This is a genomic window from Nonomuraea glycinis (assembly GCF_014646515.1).
GTDB classification, from domain to species: domain Bacteria; phylum Actinomycetota; class Actinomycetes; order Streptosporangiales; family Streptosporangiaceae; genus Nonomuraea; species Nonomuraea glycinis.
The window spans coordinates 46,253-66,907 of record NZ_BMNK01000008.1 but is presented as its reverse complement, the minus strand read 5'-3'; the positions used below and the strand labels follow the sequence as shown (position 1 = coordinate 66,907).

The following is a 20,655-nucleotide window of genomic DNA, read 5'->3' as shown; positions in this document are numbered from 1 at the left end:
GTCGCGGGCTGGTCTCTGGCTGGCTCGGTCCTAAGGGCCGGGCCAGGGACTGAGCTCGGTGTGAAGTGGTTCCGGACTGGCTCAGTCTTGGTGCGGGCTGGTGCGGGGCGGTGGTGGGTCGGGTCAGTCCTGGCGGCGGGCGCCGAACATGATCTCGTCCCAGGTGGGCACCGACGCACGCCTGCCTCGGGAGCCCTTGCGCGGCTGACGTGCGGCCGGGGCAGGGGGCGGGGAGGGCACCGGCACCGGAGGCTCCTCCTTGGCGGCGGGCTCCTCCTTCGCCTCGTCCTCCTTGCTCGGACGTGCGGCGGGCACGGGCTTGCTCCCTGCCGCGCCCTTACCCTCGGGCTTCGCCTTCGCCGCAGGCTCCGCCTTGACCTCGGGCTCGGCCCTGGTCTCGGGCTCCGCCTTGACCTCGGACTCGGCCTTGGTCTCGAGTTCGGCCTTGGCCGCGGGCTCCGCCTTGGTCTCGGGTGTCGCGTCCTTCGCCGGTGCCGCGTCCTCACGGGGGGCGGCCGGCGTGGCGTCCTGTGTGGGCGCTGCGGAGGCGGCCTCCTTCGCGGGCGCGGGCGTCGTCTCCTTTTGAGGAGCGGCCTCCTGCTGAGGAGCGCTCGACGCGGCGTCCCGCTGAGGCGGGTCGGCGGGCCTCTGCTGGGGTGCCGGTGAGGCGTCCTTCGCTGGTACGGCGGCTGCGACGTGCTTGTCGGCGGCGGGTGGCGCTGCGTCCTCCTGGCGCGCGGCGAGCGCTGGGTCCTTCTCCGGTACGGCGGGCTTCGCAGTCTCGGCCGTGGCCGGTGCCGTCTCTGCGATGGCGGCCGGTGTCGCCTGGCCGGAGGCGCTCACCGTCGGCTTCTCGGAGGTGGTTCCCGTTGCTGCAGGCGCCTCTTGCGGGGCGTGGTCCTTGGTCTCGGCGGTGTGGCTCGTCACCTCGGTCGGGGAGGTCGCCGCCTCCACAGTGGGACTCGGTGCCTGTGCCACCTCCTGGCCGGCGGATACCTGCGACGGGCGCGCGTCGGCGGCGGATGTGTCGGTTGCCTGCACGTCGGTGCCATCGGCGGACCCTGCGTTGACGGCCTGAGGCGTCGAGTCGGACACTCGGGCTTCGGCCTGAGGCTCCGGGTCGGACTCGGGCTCCGGAGCGGAGGATGCATCCGAGGCGGCGGACTGGGAGGGGGACGTCGCGGCGTCGGTGTTGGGCTGCGGGCTGGTGGCGTCGGCGGTGGACCCGGGGCCGTCCTGGGCGACTGCTGGTGCGGGGGTCCCGGCGCCAGGGCCGGTCTCCGTGGCACCGCTGGTGAGCGACTGTGCCTGGGCAGGTGCTTCAACGGCCGACTGTGTCCGCGGGGTGGTGTCGATGACCCCCTGTGACTGCGAGGCAGTCTCGGTGGCCTGCTGGTGCTGCCCTGGAGTCTCGGTGGCGGAGCGTGACTGAGTCGGTGCCTCCACAACACGCATCGTGTCTACAGCGGACGTCTCCACAGCAGGCGTCTCTGTGACAGTCGTCTCTGCAGCGGGCGCCGTCGTTGCGGACGCGGTCTCGGCAGGGTGTGCCGGCGCGGACGTAGGTGCAGGCGTGCTGTCGGCGCCGGGCGTGGCGGGCGAGGTCGGGAGGGGGTCGGTCGCGGGGGGCTCGGGTGCCGGAGAGGTTCTCGGGGGCTGCGCCGTTTCGGGCTCGACAGCACGGGAGACCTCGGTGGAGGCCGCTGCACCGCTGGTCCCGGTGTCGGTGGTGGAAGGGCGTTCGACCGGTGCGGCCTCGACGGACGGTGTGCGGTCGTCGGGGCGTGGGCCGGGAGTGGCGGGCGAGGAGGGGCGGGGGGTGTGGAAGGGCTCGCGGGACTGCCCGAAGTCGGGCAGCCATGGCGAAGACCCGCCTCGCCGGGAGATGGTCTCGCCGGGACGGGTGTGGCCGGTCTCCCTGGCGGGCGGCTCTGTCCGGTGGGTGTCGGATGCGCGGGAGCCGTCGCGGTGCGCCGGGTCGTTGTCGCGGGCCGGCGACCGGTCGTACGGGGCGTCCATGGCGGGGGTGGGCGGCGGCACCTCGTAGGAGGGAGGGTAGGTCTCGGGGCCTCTGACCTGCGGCTGGTAGCCGACGGCCGGCTCCTCGTGATCCTGCTGCCGGATGACGGACGGGAACGGCAGCGGGTCGGCGGCGAGCGGCGGGACCGGCTGGAGCTTGGCCACGCGCGGGGCGAACGGCGTGACGGTGGTGTCCTCGACCACGGGGTCGGGGTCGAAGTCGGCCGACGACAGCCGCAGCGCCTCGTCGTCGTTGGGGCTCACGTGGCGGCGGCGCGGGTCGAAGAGCCATTCGGCGTGCCTGGTGTGACCGTTCCAGACGTAGCCGAGCTTGACCCGCCACAGGCCGTCGTCGCGCTTGGCGGAGTCCCAGTCGATCTCGTCGGTGGGCACGCCGCGCCGGTTGAGCCGTTCGGCGACGAGGTCGCCGAGGACGGGACCGGAGGAGGACTCGCCGGGCATCCGGACGGCGGCGCGCTGCGCCTGCTGCGCGACGTACTCGCGCTCCTGGAGCACGGGCCCCTCGAACCAGCGGACACGCTCGACCGGGATGCCGGCGGTCGCGGCGATCTCCTCCGCGGTTTCGCCGGCACGAATGCGGGCCTGGATCTCCTTGGGGCGCAACGGACTCTCCACTTCGATCTCGTACTGGCCGAGACGGGAGAAGTTGCCGCGGACGGCAGCACGGAGCCGGTCGTCCACGGGAAGTGTGAAGCGCGTGCCTCGCCCGGCAGTAGCCAGCACGAGATAGGTGCCGTCCTCACTCACCGCGACGAGTCGGAGCTCCTGCATGCGAGTCCCTTCGTCAGCGTGCTCATTCTTCCCCCGGACCCTTGAGTCTCTCGCGTGTGCCGGTTGCCTGCCAGCACCGTACCCGGCATGTCCGAACATCGCCTTCGTGGGATAGCCTCGGGGCGTTGTGACGCCGGTCACATTTGACGAATCCATCCTTTCAGAGCCCGCCGCCGCGCATGAGGAGGTTCGAGGTCCTCGACGGATTCTGGCGAATATCTCCGCGTGCCGCCGTGCAGTTCAGCGAAGACGCCAAGGTGGCGGGACTCGCGTTCGGATGGAGCTCCAACTCGCGGGCGGCGGTGCCGGCGAGTTGCGGCGCGGCCGCCGAGTACGCCTGCCCGCCGGGAGTGGTCCGGCAGCCGCCGGAGTCCGCCGCCGCGGTGACGAAGACGCCCGAGCGTACGAGCTCGCGCGTGGCGGCGTTCAGCGCGGGGGAGTCGGCCCCGTCGAGCGAGAGGATGGTGACGGCCGGGCCGCGCGCGTGCCGGTGCACCCAGTCGAGGCCGGCCAGCAGGTCCGACAGGGTGCCGGAGCCGCGGCAGCCGAGCACGCGCACCGAGGCGATCCTGGCCTGCGGCGCCACGCCGTGCGAGCGGCCGGCGACGGCGCGGGCGACCTGGGTGCCGTGTCCGGTGCAGTCCTGCCCGGTGCCGCCGGTGGCGTCGAAGGCCCGCCAGGCGCGGTCACCGAACTCGCTACCGGTGAGGTCGAGGCCGCTGTCCATGACGTAGACCGTGACGCCTTTGCCGCCCTCGGCCGGCACGGTGGCGGGCGCGCGGCCGGTCATGGGGTGGATCTCGCGGTCGGGCTCCAGCGCCCGTACGCGCGGGTCGGCGCGCAGCTCCGTCTCCTCGGCGGCGCTCAGCCAGGTGGCGAAGCCGGGCAGCGCGGCGGTGTAGTAGCGCCGCACGCGCCAGCGCACCTCGCCGACGAGATCGCGGGCGGCGGCCCGGTCACGCGCCGTGACGATGTAGGGCCGGGTGGGCTCGGTCACGGCGGGGCGGCCGGCCAGGCCGGCGGCGGGGGTCATGGCGAGGGGCACAGCGGTGGTCACGGCCGTCGCCGCGGCTGTGACCACGGCCGCCGCGAGGTATACGGAGGGCAGGCCGAATCGTCGGGGCACGAGCGACGAGGGTGCCCCGCGCGCGGCGCGCGGGAACCACGGGACACGCGCTCGCGGCCGATCAGGGTACGTTTTTTACCTTCGCCATGGCCGCGATCAGCCGAGAACCGTGTCCAGGTAGGCGTTGCCGAACAGGCGGCCCGGGTCGAGCCGGTCGCGCAGGGCGACGAAGTCGGCGAAGCGCGGATAGACGCCCCGCAGATAGGCGGCGTCCTTGGTGTGCAGTTTGCCCCAGTGCGGCCGCCCGCCCAGCCGGGTCATGATCTCCTCGACGCCCTCGAAGTAGGCGGGGTTGGGCGTGCGCCGGTAGACATGGCAGGCCAGATAGGCCGTCGGCCTGCCGTACGCGGTGGACAGCCACGCGTCGCTGGCGGGCGTGACCCGCACCTCCACCGGAAAGGTGATCGTCCAGCCCGTCCGCTCGATCAGGTCGCGCGTCTCGCGCAGCGCCTGTCCCAGGCGCTCGCGCGGGATGGCGTACTCCATCTCCAGAAAGCGCACGTCGCGCCGCGCGGTGAAGATCTTGTACGAGGCGTCGACGGCCTCGGAGTCGCCGAGGGCGGCCGCGCTGAGGGCGTTGATCCGCGGGATCAGCGCGGGGAAGCGGGCGCCGGTGGCGCAGGCGGCGCCGAAGAGGGTGTTCTCCAGGAACACGTTGTCCAGCCAGTACTTGAAGGAGCTGGGCGGCCGGGCCGGGCCGGGGTGCCGGTTATTGGTCTTGACCAGGCAGGCGTCGGTGTGCGGCAGCCAGAAGAAGTCCAAGTGCTCGTTGCCGGAGGTGGTGGCGTCGAGTGCGCCGAGGATGGCGCTCAGCGTCATCCGCCGCCGCTGGTTGCGCAGCAGGAACGCGGGCTCCACCCGGAACGTCACCGCCGTCAGCACGCCGAGCGCGCCGAGGCCCACCCGGGCGGCGTCGAACAGGTCCTGTTCGACGCCGCCCGGCCCGGCCGTCACCACACTGCCGTCGGCGAGCACCAGCTCCAGCTCGGTGATCTGGTCGGCCAGGCCGCCGGTGTCGCGGCCGGTGCCGTGCGTGCCGGTCTGGATCGCGCCGGCGACGGTCTGCTCGGTGATGTCGCCCATGTTGGCCAGGGCCAGGCCGCGCTCGTCGAGCAGCTCGTTCAGCGCCTTGAGCGGGGTGCCGGCCAGCACGGTGACGCGGTCGTGGTGCCAGGACCTGACGCCGGTGAGCCCGCCGGGGAGCAGCAGGATGCCGTCGGTGAGGGCGACTCCGGTGAAGGAGTGCCCGGTGCCGGCCATGCGCAGCCGCCGCCCGCTCGCGGCGGCGGCCCGCACGGCGTTGACGATCTCCTCGGTGGAGGCCGGGGTACGAACCTCGGCGGGGACGCCGGTCTGGTTACCTGCCCAATTGGTGAAGACCATGAGCCGCGTCCCTGCCTAGAAGAGCACCGTGATTAAACGTGAACGGTACTCAGTTTTCCCAGCCTGCGGGAAGGGGGAAGGTGTCGCCGGGCTTGAGGTTCTCGTGCTTGGTGATGTCGGTGACCTTGACGAGGTGGTAGCCGTTCTTCTGCAGCGTCTGGATGATCGACGGCATCGCGTCGACGGTCTGCTTCACCCAGTCGTGCATCAGGACGATGCTGTCGTCCTTGGCGACCGCGAGGGTCTGCTTCTTGATCGCGGCCTCGTTCTTGGACTCCCAATCACGGGAGCCGCCGGTCCACAGGATGATCGGCATGTCGAACTCGGCCGCGACCTCCGAGATCAGCACGCCTCCCAGACCGTACGGAGGGCGCAGCAGCTTGGGCTCGGCGCCCGAGGCCTTCTTGATCGCGTCGTTGGTCTTCTTGATCTCGGACCGGATAGCGGTGGCGCTCATCTTCGTGAAATCGGGGTGTTTGTAGCTGTGATTGCCGATCTCGTGCCCTTCCTTCACCATGCGCTTGACATAGGAAGGACGGCTTTTCACGTACTGCCCCTCCAGGAAGAACGTCGCTTTCGCGTTGTACTTCTTGAAGGTGTCGAGCAGGGTCCCCGCGTACTGGCCCGGGCCGTCGTCGAAGGTCAGCGCGACGCATTTCACCTGCGTGCAGTCGACCTCCTTGGGGGTGGGCTGGGCGAGCGCGGGTGCCGGGGTGAGGGTGACGGCAACTGCAGCAATGGCCAGAAGTGAACTGAATTGTCGGGACATGAAAAATAGCTTCCAGTGTGAAGGGTGATGCGAGGGATGTCTCGACGGTAGCGGATCAGCTCTCGGCCGGTGAAGCCGCTCCGGGAAGTCTCAGCAAACCCGAACCTGCCAGTCCCACGGTCACCGCGACGAGCGCGCAGGCCAGCGAGAAGCCGTAGGCGTTGGAGGCGCCGAACTCCTCGGTGAGCCTGCCGCCCGCCCACGCGCCCATCGCCACGCCCAGCCCGATCGAGGTGGAGATCCAGGCCAGGCCCTCGGTGAGCAGCGACGCCGGCACCAGTCGCTCGGTCAGCGAGAAGCCGGTGATGAGCGTCGGCGAGATGGCCAGACCGGCCACGAAGAGGCCCGCCGCCATGACCCGCACGTCGCCGATGAACATGATCGGCAGCAGGCCGACCACGAAGACGCCCAGGGATCGCACGAACCGGCCGCGCAGGGAGACCCGCCACCGCCGCGAGCCGAACCAGAGCCCCGACACCATCGAGCCGCCCGCGAAGGCGGCCAGCAGGAACCCGGCGGCCCACTTCACCCCGTGGTCCTCGGCGTAGGCCACGGTGATCAGGTCCACCGAGCCGAAGACCCCGCCCACCGCCAGGTAGACGCAGGACAGCAGGGCGATCCCGGGAATGAGGATGGGCGTGCCGCCGGCCGCCCGGACCGGCTGGACGACAGGCTGGGTGCGCCGCTGCAGCGCCAGCGCGACCGACCCGCCGACCATGCACACCAGCGCCACGATCAGGCCCGCGTACGGGTTGATCGCGGTGGCCAGCACCGTGACCAGGGCCGGCCCGGTCACGAAGATCACCTCATCGGCGACGGACTCGAAGGCGAAGGCCGCGTTCAGCTTCGCCGAGCCGCCGTACAGGCGGGACCAGCGTGCCCGCACCATCGAGCCCAGGGAGAGCGAGGTGGCGCCGACCAGCAGGCCGGAGGCGTACAGGGTCCACTCCGGCAGGCCCAGGCGGGCGCTGAGCATGAGCGCCACGAGCGCGACCGCGTTGAGCGCGGCGAAGGGGATGATCACCCGGTTCTGGCCGAATCGGTCCACCAGGCGCCCGGACAGGGGCGCGGCGACGGCGAAGGAGATGTTGGAGGCGGCGGCCACGGCCCCGGCGATCGCGTACGACCCGGTGAGCCCCTGGACCAGCAGCACGATCCCGATGCCGAGCATGGACATCGGCATCCGCCCGATGAACCCGGCGAGCACGAAGGCTTTGACGCCGGGCCCGTTGAACAACCCCCGGTAAGGCCCGACCATGGACGACTCTCCTTACTGTGCCCGCTTACCTTTGCGTGGCGTCTGTCCGGAATGCAACTCATTTCTCGGCGAGTGGGTTAACGTGTGCCGGGTGTCCGGTCTTCCCTCCTTCCGTGGTGTCCTCTTCATGGTCGTGGCCGTACTCGCCGTCACCCTCGCGGCCGGTGGCGTCGTGCTGGTCCTGGGGGGAGACCCGCAGGAGACCGCGCACGAACCGCCCCGGCGGCGGACGCCCCAGCAACAGACCCCCGCGCTCGACAAGCTCGTCCCCACGACCGCTCCCGTCAAGGACTTCGGCGCGGGCGGCGCCGGCGTCACCCCCACCCCGCCCCGCGTGCTCGCCGTCGCGCCCGCCACGATCCCCAGGCGGACCCGCCTCGCGCTGGCGAAGCTGACGCACGTGACCAAGGCAGCCGTGGTGGACGCGGGCGCGGTCAAGATCTCGGGCACCGGGCTGAACCTGCTCGCCGTCGACCCCGCCGACTTCCGCTCCTGGACGCCCCGGCCGGTAGCCGACCAGCCCGCCGTCTGGAGCGCCCTGGCCAGGGGCGAGCTCGTCGCCGACGCCGCCGCGACGCGCGAGTTCGGCCTGGTGCTGGGCGCTCACTACCAGGTGGACGGCGGACCCAGGCTGCGCGTCGCGGCCTCGGCCCCGCTGGGCCTGTCCGGGGTCGACGGCCTGGTGAGCGCCGAGCTGGGCCGGACGCTCGGGCTGGCGCCGGGCGTCGCGGTGCTGCTGCACGGCAAGGAGGGCCGCATCGGCGAGGCGGGCGTGCGCAAGCTGCTCGGCAAGGGCGCCCAGGTCCTCCTGCTGGACGCGGGGACCCGCAAGAAGAAGCAGCGCGAGCAGCCGGTCGCCACCACCGGGCGGCCCGGCAGCTATCTGGACCTCTACAAGCTCTCGGCCACCCGCTGCCCGGGGCTGTCCTGGACGGTGCTGGCCGCGATCGGGCAGGTGGAGACCGGCCACGGGCGCAACAACGGCCCCTCCAGCGCGGGCGCGCTCGGGCCGATGCAGTTCATGCCCGCCACCTGGAAGTCCTACGGGGTGGACGGCGACGGCGACGGCACGGCCGACATCTGGAGCCCGTACGACGCGGTGCCGGGCGCGGCCAACTACCTCTGCGCGACCGGCGCCGGCCAGGGCGGCGAGAAGCTGCGCAAGGCGATCTGGCACTACAACCATTCATGGGACTACGTCGACAAGGTGATGGGCATCGCCGAGGCGTACGCCCGCACCTACGCCTAAGGAGCCTGAGAGCCTGAGGGGGCCTGCGCCGGACGGCGGCGGGGCGGCGGGCAGCAGGTCAACGCGCAGGCGACGGGCTCGGGCTCGTCCATGAGCTCGCGCACCATCCGGACGAAGGCCGGGTGGGTGCCGGCGGTCGCCGCCCGCTCCATGGGCAGCCCCAGCTCGTCGGCCACCTGCCTGGCCTCGGTGTCGAGGTCGTAGACGACCTCCATGTGGTCGGAGACGAACCCGATCGGCACCAGCACCACGGACTTGGCGTCGATGGCCCGCAGGTGGTCGCAGACGTCCGGCTCCAGCCACGGCACCTGAGGCGGGCCGCTGCGCGACTGCCACACCAGGTCGAAGCGCTCGGTACGGCCCAGCGACCGGCAGACCAGCTCGGCGGTGCGGCGCAGCTGCGCTTCGTACAGACCGCCCGAGGGGCCGGCCGTCTCGGCCATCGAGACCGGGATGCTGTGCGCGGTGAACACCAGGCGCGCGTCGTCGCGCCCGAGCCGCGCCAGCGCCTGCCGGGTGTGGTCCGTCATGGCTTCGACGAAGCCCGGGTGGTCGCCGTAGTGCCGGAGCTTGACCAGCTCGGGGCCGCCGACGACGGAGATCCTGGCGATGTCCTCGTAGTATTGGCGGCAGCTGGAGTAGCCGGCGTAGGCGGAGGTGGCGAAGACCGCCGCCTTGCGCACGCCGTCGGCCGCCATCCGCCGCACGGTGTCCTCGCCGAAGGGGTGCCAGTTGCGGTTGCCCCAGTAGACCGGCACGCCCGCGATCGGCCGCAGTGCCTCGACGAGCTCGCGGTTCTGCCGGTTGATCGGGCTGACGCCGCCGAAGCCCTGGTAGTGCTCGGCGACCTCCATCAGCCGCTCCCGGGGGACGCCGCGGCCGCGCACGACGTTCTCCAGGAACGGCAGCACGTCGTCGGGCCCCTCCGGACCCCCGAACGACAACACCAGCAGCGCGTCGTAATCTCCCACGCCATCTCCCACGCCGCCAACCCTATGCCGCAGTGCCGGTGGTCCTCGCACGAGGTAGGTTCGATCGAGTGAGCGCATTTGACGATATCCGCGACTATGTCGCCATCCCTCGAGTCCTCTCACTGAAGCTGGCGCCTGACGGCTCCCGGCTGGTCTCGGCGGTGCAGACCCTCAACCCCGACGGGAAGTCGTACGGCACCGCGCTGTGGTCCATCCCGCTGGACGGCGAGCCGTACCGGCTGACCAGGTCGGCCAAGGGGGAGACGGCGGCGGAGTTCACCGCCGCCGGTGACCTGCTGTTCACCTCCGCCCGGCCGGACCCCACCGTCAAGGACGGCGACGGTGAGGTGCCCGCGCTCTGGCTGCTGCCCCGCGCCGGCGGTGAGGCCCGCCAGGTGGCCACCAGGCCCGGCGGCATCGGCGCCTTCCGTACGGCGGGTGACGTGGTGGTGTTCGCCTCCGACGTGCTCGACGGCGAGGAGGCGACGGAGCAGGAGCGCCGTAAGGCCCGCAAGGACGCCGGAAGCAGCGCGATCCTGCACGAGGGCTACCCGGTCCGCTACTGGGACCACGACCTCGGCCCCGGCCACGTCAGGCTGTTCGCGGCCCGGCTCGGCGACGACCGGCTGGAGGAGGTGCGCGAGCTCACCCCCGACCCCGGCGAGGCGCTGCGCGAGGCCTCCTTCGCGCTCACCCCGGACGGCTCCACCGTGCTCGCCACCTGGCGGATCCCGCTGCCCGCCGGCGAGCAGCGGACGGAGCTGGTGGCGATCGACGTGGCGAGCGGGGAGCGGCGCACCCTGTTCGGCGAGGAGGGCTGGGACTTCGGCGGTCCGCTGGCCGTCTCCCCGGACGGCATGCGGGTCGCCTGCGCCCGGGAGCGGCTCACCGGCTCGGACCTCTCGGCCAGGGTCGAGCTCTGGCTGGGCGACCTGGCCACGGGAGAGGGCCGCGCCTACGCGCCCGACCTGTTCCCGTCGGACGTCGCGTGGGCGCCCGACTCCTCGGCCGTCTACATCACCGCCGACCATCAGGGCCGCCGTCCGATCTTCCGCGTCCCGCTGACCGGCGCGCACACCCGGCTCACCGGGGACGACGCCGCCTACCTCGGGCTCAACGCCTCCGCCGACGGCCGCTTCGTCCACGCGCTGCGCAGCGGTCTCGCCCTGGCTCCCGGACCCGCCCGGATCGACGTCGCCACCGGCGAGGTCACCGACCTGCCCTCGCCCGCGCCGCGCCCGGAGGTGCCCGGCACGCTGACGGAGATCTCCGCGACGGCCGACGACGGCGCCACCGTCCGGGGCTGGCTCATCCTGCCCGAGACCGCCTCCGCCGCCGAGCCGGCGCCGTTCCTGCTGTGGATCCACGGCGGTCCGGTGGCCTCGTGGAACGACTGGCAGTGGCGCTGGCAGGCGTGGATCATGGCCCAGCACGGTTACGCCGTGTTGATGCCCGACCCCTGCCTGTCCACGGGTTACGGTCAGGACATGATCGACCGGGGCTGGGGCGACTGGGGCCCGCGCACCATGGCCGACCTCGACGCGATCGTGGACGTGGCGCTGGCCAGGGACGACCTCGACAGCGAGCGGACCGCCGCGATGGGCGGCTCGTTCGGCGGCTACATGGCCAACTGGGTGGCCGGCCACAGCGACCGCTACAAGGCGATCGTCACCCACGCCTCGCTGTGGAACCTCGACCAGTTCGCCGGCACCACCGACATGGCCGCCTACTGGCAGCGGGAGTTCGGCGCCCCCGGCTCCGAGCGCTACACCAAGCTCTCCCCGCACCACGGCCTGGACCGGATCAGCACCCCCATGCTCGTCATCCACGGCGACAAGGACTACCGGGTGCCGATCGGCGAGGCGCTGCGCCTGTGGTGGGACCTGCGCCGCTCCGAGGTCGAGTCGAAGTTCCTCTACTTCCCCGACGAGAACCACTGGATCCTCAAGCCCGGCAACACCGTCGCCTGGTACGAGACCGTCCTGGCCTTCCTCGGCCGGCACGTCCTCGGCCAGGAGTGGAAGCGCCCGGACTCGGTGGCGTGATGACCGACTTCGCGCGACTGGCCGAGGACATCGCCCGCGAGGCCGGCGACATGCTGCTCGCCAAGCGGCCCACCATGTCCGTGGCCTCCGCCGACGTGCTGACCAAGTCCAGCCCCACCGACGTGGTCACCGTGCTCGACAAGGCGTCCGAGGAGCTCATCAGGCAGCGGATCCTGGCCGTCCGGCCGGACGACCGCGTCCTCGGCGAGGAGGGCGGCGAGGCGCCGGGCGTGTCCGACGTCCGCTGGGTCGTCGACCCGATCGACGGGACCGTCAACTTCCTGTACGGCCTGCCCGACTGGGCGGTGTCGATCGCCGTCGAGGTGAACGGCCGGGTCGTGGCGGGTGCGGTGAACGTGGCGCCGCGCGGGGAGATGTTCACCGCGGCGCTCGGCGATGGCGCCTGGCTGGGCGGTGAGCGGCTGCGCGGCAACCCGGCCGTGCCGCTGGCGCAGGCGCTGGTGGCGACCGGGTTCGGCTACGACGCGGCCAGGCGGGCCGTCCAGGCGGAGGTGCTCACCGGCGTGCTGCCGAGGGTGCGCGACATCAGGCGGGGCGGCTCCTGCGCCGCCGACCTGTGCTCGGTGGCCGCCGGCCGGGTGGACGCCTACTACGAGCGGGGCATCAACTACTGGGACTACGCCGCGGCGGGTCTGGTGGCCAGCGAGGCCGGGGCCAGGATCGGCGGGCTGGACGGCAGGCCGTACAACAGCGAGCTGACGCTGTGCGCGGCGCCGGGCCTGTTCGAGGAACTGCACGACCTGCTCGCGTCGCTCGATCCCGAGCGGGACGCCTGACCCTGGCAGGACGGACGGCCGGAGCCCCGCACGGGGGCTCCGGCCGTGTCACGCTCAGCGGGGAAGGGGAATGCCGTGATCGTCGGCCAGGCGGCGCAGATCCTCGATCTCGGCGGTGAGGGTGTCGGCGAGGTAGTCGTCGCCGGTGCTCCGGGCCTCCCGAAGGCTCTTGTAAGCCTGGTCGAGGCGGCTTTCGATCGTGGTCGTGAACTCGCCCATCTCACCTACTCTCTCAGGGGTTCGTGCTCGTGCGGGGCGAAGAGTGGCCCATCGCCCGCGAACGCCGAAGCCGGCGTACGGGTCTTGGGTGTTTCGCAGGTGTACCCAGACTGTTCCGCTTCCGAAACATGAAATCTTCTGTGCCTTGTGGCACGGGAGTCAGGGCGCGGGTGAACATGCCTTACCGTGCGCTTATCGCTGCTGTGGGCAGAATTACTCAGTCAGAATCGGAGAGAGGTGTACCAGGGTGCGAGTGCTGGTGGTCGAGGATGAGCGGGTGCTCGCGGACGCGATCGCGACCGGACTGCGGCGCGAGGCCATGGCCGTGGACGTGGCCTACGACGGCGGCGGCGCGCTGGAGCGCACCTCCTACATCGACTATGACGTGATCGTCCTGGACCGCGACCTGCCGGTGGTGCACGGTGACGAGGTCTGCCGCCGCCTGGTCGAGCAGCGCACCTCCTCGCGGATCCTGATGCTGACCGCCTCCGGCGACGTGGACGACAAGGTGGAGGGGCTCGGCCTCGGCGCCGACGACTACCTCGCCAAGCCGTTCGTCTTCATCGAGCTGGTCGCCCGGGTGCGCGCGCTGGGCCGCCGCTCGGCCCCCGCCCTGCCGCCGGTGCTCGAACGCGGCGGCATCCGGCTCGACCCGGGCAAGCGGCTGGTGGAGCGCGAGGGCAAGGAGGTCGTGCTGACCAAGAAGGAGTTCGCGGTCCTGGAGGAGCTCATGCGGGCCGAGGGCGCCGTGGTCAGCCAGGAGGACCTGCTGGACAAGGCCTGGGACGAGAACATCGACCCGTTCACCAACGTGGTGCGGGTGACCATGATGACCCTGCGCAAGAAGCTGGGCGAGCCGCAGGTGATCGAGACCGTGCCGGGAGTTGGGTACAAGTTGTGACGGAAAGGCCGGACCGTGAGTCGGTGCCCACGCACCCGATGATCAGCCCGCACTCGGAGCGGAAGGCGGTGCGGGCCGGACAGGGGCCGCCGCCGCCCAGCGGGCCGCCCGTCTGGGACGGCCCGCCACCGCCGTCGCACCCGCCGGATCCGCGCGGCACGATGGAGCGCATGAGGGATCTCCCGGGCAAGGTGAGCATCCGCTGGCGGCTCGCGCTGACCTACAGCGGCATGTTCTTCCTGGCCGGGGCGCTGCTGCTGGTGGTGATCTACTTCATCGTGCGCTCGGTCCTCTACACGGGCTTCGTGTACGAACTGAAGCTGCCGAACGGCACCCCCTCCGACCTCGCCGCCTACCTGGAGACGCAGGTCAAGCTGCTGCGCGTGAACGGCATCAACGAGGTGCTGGACACCCTGGTCAGGCAGTCGATCCTGGGGCTGCTGGGCGTCGGCATCCTCGCCGTCATCTTCGGCTACTTCGTGGCCGACCGGGCGCTGCGGCCCGTCAGCCAGATGACCTCCACGGCCCGCAAGCTCTCCGAGAGCACCCTGGCCCACCAGCGCATCGACCTGCAGGGGCCGAACGACGAGCTCAAGGAGCTGGCCGACACCTTCGACGACATGCTGATCCGGCTCAACGTCGCCTTCGACGCCCAGCGCCGCTTCGTCGCCAACGCCTCGCACGAGCTGCGCACGCCGCTCACCATCAACCGGACGGTCCTGGAGATCGCCCTGTCCGACCCTGAGGCGTCCGAGGATCTCAAGGCGCTGGGCCGTACCCTCCTGGAGGTCAACGCGCGCAACGAGAAGCTCATCGAGGGGCTGCTGCTGCTCGCCAGGAGCGAGCGCGAGCTCGCGGTGCGCAAGCCGGTGGACATCATGGACGTCGCGCAGACGGCGGTGGAGCAGGTTACGCCTTTCGCGGAAGAGCACGGCGTCACGTTGACCACCGAACTGGTCAGCGCGCCTACCATCGGCGATCCCGTGCTCTTGGAGCGCTCCGTCAGCAACCTCCTTGAGAACGCCGTGAAGTACAACGTTCCCGAAAACGGAAAAGTATGGATCCGAACGGGAATGGCAGACGGCGCCTTGGTTGTTCAGGTGGCCAACACGGGGCAACATGTCCCGGCGTACGAGGTGAACAGCCTGTTCGAGCCGTTCAGGAGGCTCAATGCCGACCGCGTGGATTCGGCCAAGGGAGCGGGTCTCGGGCTGTCCATCGTCCGTGCGGTGGTGCAGGCTCACGGCGGCACCGTGAACGCGGTGCCCCGGGAGGGTGGAGGACTTGTCGTCACCATTAGGCTTCCCAGACGCTGATCGGCGTGTTGTCCCGGCGTGTTGTCCAACGGGGGGCGTCTCGTTCTCGTCGCACATGTGGTTGGATGTGCCGTCGAACACGGTGGCGCATGACGCCAAGGCTGTGGGTTTCGCCATATTTGGCTAACCATTGCCGACGGCAGCAGGCCCTGACGTGTTGGGAGGTTCGTGGTCAGTTTTCTTGGGGTACCGATGGGAAATCTCCCCGGCGGAACGGGCACAAGACGGACCTCCTGGACGTTAGAAGACGCGCGATGAGCGCGAAGACATATTGATGAGGGGGATGGAGTAATCACCATGGCTACCGACTACGACAGCCCGCGCAAGACAGACGACGATCTGGGGGAAGACAGCCTTCAGGAGCTTCAGGCGCGGCGCACCGACAAGTCCTCAGGCAGCATCGACATCGACGAGACCGACCTCGCCGAATCGCTCGAGCTGCCCGGTGCGGATCTGTCGAACGAAGAGCTCAGCCTGCGGGTCATCCCGCGCCAGGCTGACGAGTTCACCTGTTCACGATGCTTCCTCGTGCATCACCGTAGCCAGCTGGCCTCCGAGAGGAACGGTCAGCAGGTCTGCCGGGAGTGCGCCGCCTGACAAGGAGGCAGACGCGTGGCCACACCTGACAAGGATTCTCGACCAGGTGACGAGATCGCCACCTCCGAGTCGGAGGTCGGCGAGCTCGTAGGCAGGCTCACCGAGCCCGGTGAGCTTGAGCCGGCCGAGCGGCGCAGGCTGCTCGGCCGTCTAGCCCGCGCCCTGACGACGGGCGCGAGCAAGGCCAGGAAGAACGGCGCCGGTCGCGGCCGCTGGCTGGCGGACGTCTTCCTGAACATCGCACCCCGCATCCCGATCAGGGATCTGCACACACTTTCGCAGCATCACCAGGGACTGACCGGCGAGGAGCTCGCCGACGACCTCGTCCGCACCGCCCAGAAGGCCACGATGACCGTCGGGGCCATCGGCGGGGCGCTGGCGGCGGCCGAGTTCGCCGCTCCTCCCCTCCTGCTGTCGGCGCCCGCCCAGCTCGTCGCCGAGACCATCGTGGTGGCCGCCATCGAGGTCAAACTGCTGGCCGAGCTGCACGAGGTCTACGGCGTGCGCGTCCAGGGCACCGGCGCCCAGCGTGCCGTGACCTTCACCGCCGCCTGGGCCAAGCAGCGCGGCGTCGATCCGCTCGCCCCCGCCTCCGTGACCCTCGCCCTCGGCGCGGCCACCAAGACCGCGCTGCGCAACCGGCTGATGCGGACGCTCGGCCGGCACCTGACCACGCTCGGCCCGTTCCTCACCGGGGCCGTGGCCGGCGGCGCGCTCAACCGCATGGCCACCAAGAAGCTGGGCGAGACCATCCGTAACGATCTGCGCGTGAAGACTCCGCTGCCGCCCGGCGGGCGGGCTCCGGAGCTGGATGCCTAGCTAGCTCCGCAATCCGTCGAACATCATCGTGACCAGGAGATCGGCCAGGGCGTCCGCCGACCCCCCGGACGCCGGGCGATCCCACTCGGCGATCGAGCCGACGGCGCCGAACAGCAGCTTGGTCACCAGGGCCGGATCGAGGTCCGGCCGGATGCCGCCCTCGGCCGCAGCCTGCCCGACCAGGTGATGGACGAACGCGTCGAACTCCCGCCGCCGCTCCAGCGCGCCCTGCTCGGTCGTGCTGTTGCCGCGCACCCGCAGCAGCAACGTCACGTACGGCAGGCGGTCCACCAGGGTGCGCACGCACTGCCGGACGACCCACTCCAGCCGGTCGATCGCCGGGCCCGAGGTGGCGCGCTCGTCGCCGATCAGGACGAGCAGGCCGTCGAGCGCCCGGTCCAAGGCCCGTGCGAGCAGCTGTTCCTTGCCGGGTACGTGGTAGTAGATGGCGGACTTGGTGACGCCGAGCGCTCTGGCCAGATCCTCCATGCTCGTCCCGTCGTAGCCGCGCTCGTTGAAGACGCCGACGGCGATGGCGAGCACGGACTCCGGGTCGTGTCCGCGTCTCCGTTGCCGGGTTGGGGTGGACATATGGCCAAGTATCTCGCTTGTTGCTGATATTGCCGTCCGTCCCAGGTCAGGTTGGCGACACCGGCAGAGGGGTCTCTTGCCAACTGACCGAATGTTCGGTAGATACTGCAACCGTCCGGCCCGTTTTCTGTCTAGAGGGTGAACCCGATGTTCGAGCGCAATCGCCAGACCCTGGACGAGGCCCTGACCGCGATCGCCCAGCGCGGCTACTGGAGCGCCTATCCCGAATCGCCGAGCCCGCGCGTCTACGGGGAAGGGTCGGCCGAGCGCGGCAAACAGGCGTTCGAGGACCATCTCGGCAAGCCGTTCGAGCTCGACCAGCCGGCCACCGGGGCCTGGATCGGCGCTGAGCGCTCCCCGTACGGGATGGTCCTGGGTGTGACCTACCCCGAGCCGTGCCCGCCGGGGCTGGCCGCGGCCGCCAAGGCGGCGCTGCCCGCCTGGCGCGACGCCGGGCCCGAGGCCCGCGCGCTCATCTGCGTCGAGATCATCAACCGGCTCAACGAGCGCAGCTTCGAGATCGCGCACGCCGTGCAGCACACCACCGGGCAGGCGTTCGTGATGGCCTTCCAGGCCGGCGGGCCGCACGCGCAGGAGCGGGCGCTGGAGGCCGTCGCCTGCGCCTACGCGGCCATGACCGCCGCCGCCTCCGCCGTCCGCTGGGAGAAGCCGGGCAAGGGCGACCCTCTGGTGCTGGACAAGCGCTTCACCGTGGTGCCGCGCGGCGTCGGGCTGGTCATCGGCTGCAACACCTTCCCGACCTTCAACGCCTATCCAGGGCTGTTCGCCTCCCTGGTCACCGGCAACCCGGTGATCGTCAAGCCGCACGCCCGCGCCATCCTGCCGCTGGCGATCACCGTGCGGGTCGCCCGCGAGGTGCTGGCCGAGGCGGGCTTCCACCCGGCGCTGGTGCAGCTGGCCGCCGAGGAGGGCAGAGGGCTGGCGGTGGAGCTCGCCACCGACCCGGCCGTGCGCGTCATCGACTTCACCGGCTCCACCGAGTTCGGCGACTGGCTGGAGGGCAACGCCGGACAGGCCCTCGTCCACACCGAGAAGGCCGGGGTCAACACCGTCGTCGTCGACTCCACCGACTCCTGGCGCGGGATGCTCGGCAACCTGGCGTTCTCCCTGTCGCTCTACAGCGGCCAGATGTGCACCGCCCCGCAGAACATCCTCATCCCCGCCGGCGGGATCGCCACCGACGAGGGGCACAAGAGCTTCGACGAGGTGGCGGAAGGGCTCGCCGCCGCGGTCGGCGAGCTGCTCGGCGACGACGCGCGGGCGGTCGAGGTGACCGGCGCGATCGTCAGCCCGGACGTCCTGTCCCGACTGGACGGCGCCCCGAAGCTCGGCAAGACCGTGCTCGCCTCGCGCTCGCTGCGGCATCCGGACTTCCCCGAGGCGGTGATCCGCACCCCCGCGATCCTCCGGGTCGCGCCCTCGCGGAGCGACGTCCACGGCCGCGAGCACTTCGGCCCGATCTCGTTCGTCATCCCGACGGGCTCGACGGCCGAGAGCCTCGACGCGCTGCGCCGCACGACCGCCGAGCGCGGCGCGTTGACCGCCTTGGTCTACTCCACCTCGCCCGCGGTGCTGGAGGAGGCCGAACGGGCGGCGCTGGAGTCAGGCGTCAACCTGTCGTGCAACCTCACCGGCGGCGTGTTCGTCAATCAGGCGGCCGCGTTCTCCGACTATCACGGCACCGGTGCCAATCCCGCCGCCACGGCCTCGCTGACCGACCCCGGCTTCGTCGCCGGCCGCTTCCACCTCGTCCAGTCCCGCCGCCCCGCCTGATCCCGGGCCCATGACGGTCCCCGGCGTGCCGCTGCCCCGGGGGGGGCGGCTGCGCGAACTGTGCCGCGATGGATTCCTGCTGCTAGTGGGCGAAATGTGCGATTCGGGTTTGTTTGCCCAGGTCCTGGGCAAGGTCACTACGGCGCCGCTCGCCGTTCGCGGGCTCGCGGAGATGGACGGGACCGGCACGCTCGCTGAGAGGCTCGGCGCAGGCCCCGATGAGGCACGGCTCATCAGGCCGGATGCCCACATCGCCGCGATCATTCCCCATGCGGGGCCGGAACAGGTGAAGGCCGCTGTGAGACGCGCGTCGCGTCTTTCGAAAGAATGAGGCGAGGAGGACTTGGTGGTTGGCCGTAGCTCGTTTCTGATCGTCGCGAACCGGTTGCCGGTGGACCGGAACGTCGAGCAAGACGGAACGGCCTCATGGCGCAGAAGCCCCGGCGGACTGGTCACCGCCATCGCGCCTGTCATGCAACGCCGCCACGGAGCCTGGCTCGGCTGGCACGGCGCGGCGGACGAGGAGCTGGAGCCGTTCGAGCAGGACGGCATGAGCCTGATCCCGGTGCCGCTGTCGGCCACCGAGGTCGAGCTGTACTACGAGGGATTCTCCAACGCCACACTCTGGCCGCTCTACCACGACGTGGTCGCGCCGCCGGTCTTCGAGCGGCCCATGTGGGAGACGTACCGGGCCGTCAACGAGCGCTTCGCCAACGCGGCCGCCGAGGCCGCGGAGGAGGGCGCGGTCGTCTGGGTGCAGGACTACCAGCTCCAGCTCGTCCCCGCGATGCTGCGCAAGCTCAGGCCGGACCTGCGCATCGGGTTCTTCCTGCACATCCCGTTCCCGCCGGTGGAGCTGTTCTGGCGGCTGCCGTGGCGCAGGGAGCTGGTCGAAGGGCTGCTCGGCGCCGACCTGGTGGGCTTCCAGCTCCCGGGCGGCGCGGCCAACTTCCGGCGGCTGTGCCGCAGACTGCTCGGCGTGCCGTACAAGGGCAACGAGATCTTCCTGGAGGACCGGGTGGTCACCACCCAGGCGTTCCCGATCTCGGTGGACTTCGGCGAGCTGGACTCGATGGTACGCGAGCCGCAGGTGATCTCCCGGGCCAAGGAGATCAGGATGGAGCTCGGCGACCCCGAGCACGTGCTGCTCGGCGTGGACCGGCTTGACTACACCAAGGGCATCGGGCAGCGGCTGGAGGCCTTCGGCGAGCTGCTCAAGGAAGGACGGATCGGGCCCGGCGAGGCGGTGTTCGTCCAGATCGCCACCCCGAGCCGGGAGCGGGTGGATGAGTACCGGCGGCTGCGCGACGACATCGAGCTGCAGGTGGGCCGGATCAACGGCGAGAACTCCGTGCTGGGCAACCAGCCGATCCAGTATTTCCACCAGTCCTACGGCAAGCAGGAGCTCGCCGCGCTCTACCTGGCGGCGGACGTGATGCTCGTCACCCCCCTGCGCGACGGGATGAACCTGGTCGCCAAGGAGTATGTCTCCTGCCATCACGACCTGCACGGCGCGCTGGTGCTCAGCGAGTTCGCCGGGGCGGCGGACGAGCTGCGGCAGTCGTTCCTGGTCAACCCCTACGACGTGGAGGACGTCAAGCGGCAGATGCTGACCGCGATGCGGGCCACGCCGCACGAGCTGGCCCGGCGGATGCGCACGATGCGCCGCCGGGTCGCCACCTACGACGTGGACCGCTGGGCCAGCGAGTTTCTCACTGCTTTGGAGACACCTGCTTCAGCGCCCGCCACGAGTCATAGCGCTTCTTGGCGGTCCGGTTGACCACGATCTGCGCCACCGACATGCCCACGCCCATCACCACGGCATAACCGATCGCCTCACCCATGCTGACCTCGGGCGAGTCCGGGTCGAGAGGCGGCTCCTTGCCGGTCGCCTTCACCCAGGCGAGCCCGAGGAGCTTGCGCGCCCCCCATGCGGTCACCAGCCCCACCGCGGCGCCGATCACCCGCCAGGCGACGTCAGGCCTGTCATCCGCCATGAGAACTTCTCC

At 71.0% G+C, this 20,655-nt stretch carries 19 protein-coding genes; 10 read left to right on the top strand and 9 right to left on the bottom strand.

Annotated elements, in window-relative coordinates; translation table 11 throughout:
* Positions 1–123 precede the first annotated feature (123 nt).
* From sepH to IEY87_RS22910, 5 genes are all read right to left on the bottom strand, one after another.
* Entirely contained in the window at positions 124–2,811 is a 2,688-nt protein-coding gene (gene sepH, locus IEY87_RS45915) for a septation protein SepH (protein WP_225277556.1), read from the bottom strand.
* Positions 2,812–2,971: 160 nt separating this feature from the next.
* Entirely contained in the window at positions 2,972–3,937 is a 966-nt protein-coding gene (locus IEY87_RS22925; protein WP_189140807.1) for a S8 family serine peptidase, read from the bottom strand.
* 96 nt (positions 3,938–4,033) lie between these two features.
* Positions 4,034–5,320: a D-arabinono-1,4-lactone oxidase gene (locus tag IEY87_RS22920; protein WP_189140806.1), complete on the bottom strand. Its 1,287-nt coding sequence runs from the start codon at positions 5,318–5,320 to the stop codon at positions 4,034–4,036.
* A 49-nt stretch (positions 5,321–5,369) separates the two neighbouring features.
* The gene (locus IEY87_RS22915) at positions 5,370–6,089 is read right to left on the bottom strand and encodes a polysaccharide deacetylase family protein (RefSeq protein ID WP_189140805.1); all 720 of its coding nucleotides are present in this window, start codon (positions 6,087–6,089) and stop codon (positions 5,370–5,372) included.
* Positions 6,090–6,144: 55 nt separating this feature from the next.
* Positions 6,145–7,347 carry an MFS transporter gene (locus IEY87_RS22910; RefSeq protein ID WP_189140804.1) on the bottom strand — a complete coding sequence of 401 codons (1,203 nt, stop codon included), beginning with the start codon at positions 7,345–7,347 and terminating at the stop codon, positions 6,145–6,147.
* Between the two features lie 91 nt (positions 7,348–7,438).
* On the opposite strand from IEY87_RS22910, the gene IEY87_RS22905 reads away from it, so the two are divergent.
* The gene (locus tag IEY87_RS22905; protein WP_225277557.1) at positions 7,439–8,596 is read left to right on the top strand and encodes a lytic transglycosylase domain-containing protein; all 1,158 of its coding nucleotides are present in this window, start codon (positions 7,439–7,441) and stop codon (positions 8,594–8,596) included.
* On the opposite strand, the gene IEY87_RS22900 is transcribed toward IEY87_RS22905, so the two are convergent.
* Positions 8,593–9,567 carry a ferrochelatase gene (locus IEY87_RS22900; protein WP_225277558.1) on the bottom strand — a complete coding sequence of 325 codons (975 nt, stop codon included), beginning with the start codon at positions 9,565–9,567 and terminating at the stop codon, positions 8,593–8,595. The genes IEY87_RS22905 and IEY87_RS22900 overlap by 4 nt on opposite strands.
* Positions 9,568–9,635: 68 nt before the next feature.
* Here IEY87_RS22900 and IEY87_RS22895 point away from each other — a divergent pair, with 68 nt between their 5' ends.
* Positions 9,636–11,612, top strand: a complete 1,977-nt coding sequence (locus tag IEY87_RS22895) for a S9 family peptidase (protein WP_189140802.1) — start codon at positions 9,636–9,638, stop codon at positions 11,610–11,612.
* The gene (locus tag IEY87_RS22890; RefSeq protein WP_189140801.1) at positions 11,612–12,409 is read left to right on the top strand and encodes an inositol monophosphatase family protein; all 798 of its coding nucleotides are present in this window, start codon (positions 11,612–11,614) and stop codon (positions 12,407–12,409) included. Before IEY87_RS22895 ends, IEY87_RS22890 begins: the two co-directional genes overlap by 1 nt.
* A gap of 54 nt (positions 12,410–12,463) precedes the next feature.
* Here the strand turns inward: IEY87_RS22890 and IEY87_RS22885 are convergent, their stop codons facing one another.
* Entirely contained in the window at positions 12,464–12,628 is a 165-nt protein-coding gene (locus IEY87_RS22885) for a hypothetical protein (protein ID WP_189140800.1), read from the bottom strand.
* A gap of 247 nt (positions 12,629–12,875) precedes the next feature.
* Between IEY87_RS22885 and IEY87_RS22880 the strand changes: the two genes are divergently transcribed.
* The 4 genes from IEY87_RS22880 (at position 12,876) to IEY87_RS22865 (ending at position 16,261) form a co-directional block, all read left to right on the top strand.
* Positions 12,876–13,529 carry a response regulator transcription factor gene (locus tag IEY87_RS22880; RefSeq protein ID WP_189140799.1) on the top strand — a complete coding sequence of 218 codons (654 nt, stop codon included), beginning with the start codon at positions 12,876–12,878 and terminating at the stop codon, positions 13,527–13,529.
* Between the two features lie 38 nt (positions 13,530–13,567).
* Positions 13,568–14,845 (top strand): sensor histidine kinase, encoded by a 1,278-nt coding sequence (locus tag IEY87_RS22875; RefSeq protein WP_189141087.1) that lies wholly within the window; start codon positions 13,568–13,570, stop codon positions 14,843–14,845.
* A 297-nt stretch (positions 14,846–15,142) separates the two neighbouring features.
* Positions 15,143–15,442 carry a DUF4193 domain-containing protein gene (locus IEY87_RS22870; RefSeq protein ID WP_090929286.1) on the top strand — a complete coding sequence of 100 codons (300 nt, stop codon included), beginning with the start codon at positions 15,143–15,145 and terminating at the stop codon, positions 15,440–15,442.
* A gap of 15 nt (positions 15,443–15,457) precedes the next feature.
* Positions 15,458–16,261: a hypothetical protein gene (locus IEY87_RS22865; protein WP_225277559.1), complete on the top strand. Its 804-nt coding sequence runs from the start codon at positions 15,458–15,460 to the stop codon at positions 16,259–16,261.
* On the opposite strand, the gene IEY87_RS22860 is transcribed toward IEY87_RS22865, so the two are convergent.
* Positions 16,262–16,852 (bottom strand): TetR/AcrR family transcriptional regulator, encoded by a 591-nt coding sequence (locus IEY87_RS22860; RefSeq protein WP_189140798.1) that lies wholly within the window; start codon positions 16,850–16,852, stop codon positions 16,262–16,264.
* A gap of 147 nt (positions 16,853–16,999) precedes the next feature.
* On the opposite strand from IEY87_RS22860, the gene paaN reads away from it, so the two are divergent.
* The 3 genes from paaN to IEY87_RS22845 are packed head-to-tail and all read left to right on the top strand — an operon-like array spanning position 17,000 to position 20,426.
* On the top strand, positions 17,000–18,646 hold the full coding sequence (paaN, locus tag IEY87_RS22855; protein ID WP_189140797.1) for a phenylacetic acid degradation protein PaaN: 1,647 nt from the start codon (positions 17,000–17,002) through the stop codon (positions 18,644–18,646).
* A 10-nt stretch (positions 18,647–18,656) separates the two neighbouring features.
* Positions 18,657–18,977, top strand: coding sequence for a hypothetical protein (locus IEY87_RS22850; protein WP_189140796.1), 321 nt, complete (start codon positions 18,657–18,659; stop codon positions 18,975–18,977).
* Positions 18,978–18,992: 15 nt separating this feature from the next.
* Positions 18,993–20,426, top strand: coding sequence for an alpha,alpha-trehalose-phosphate synthase (UDP-forming) (locus IEY87_RS22845; RefSeq protein WP_189140795.1), 1,434 nt, complete (start codon positions 18,993–18,995; stop codon positions 20,424–20,426).
* Here IEY87_RS22845 and IEY87_RS22840 read toward each other — a convergent pair.
* Positions 20,359–20,643 (bottom strand): DUF4235 domain-containing protein, encoded by a 285-nt coding sequence (locus IEY87_RS22840; RefSeq protein ID WP_189140794.1) that lies wholly within the window; start codon positions 20,641–20,643, stop codon positions 20,359–20,361. The two genes, IEY87_RS22845 and IEY87_RS22840, sit on opposite strands and share 68 nt — an antisense overlap.
* Positions 20,644–20,655: the final 12 nt, after the last annotated feature.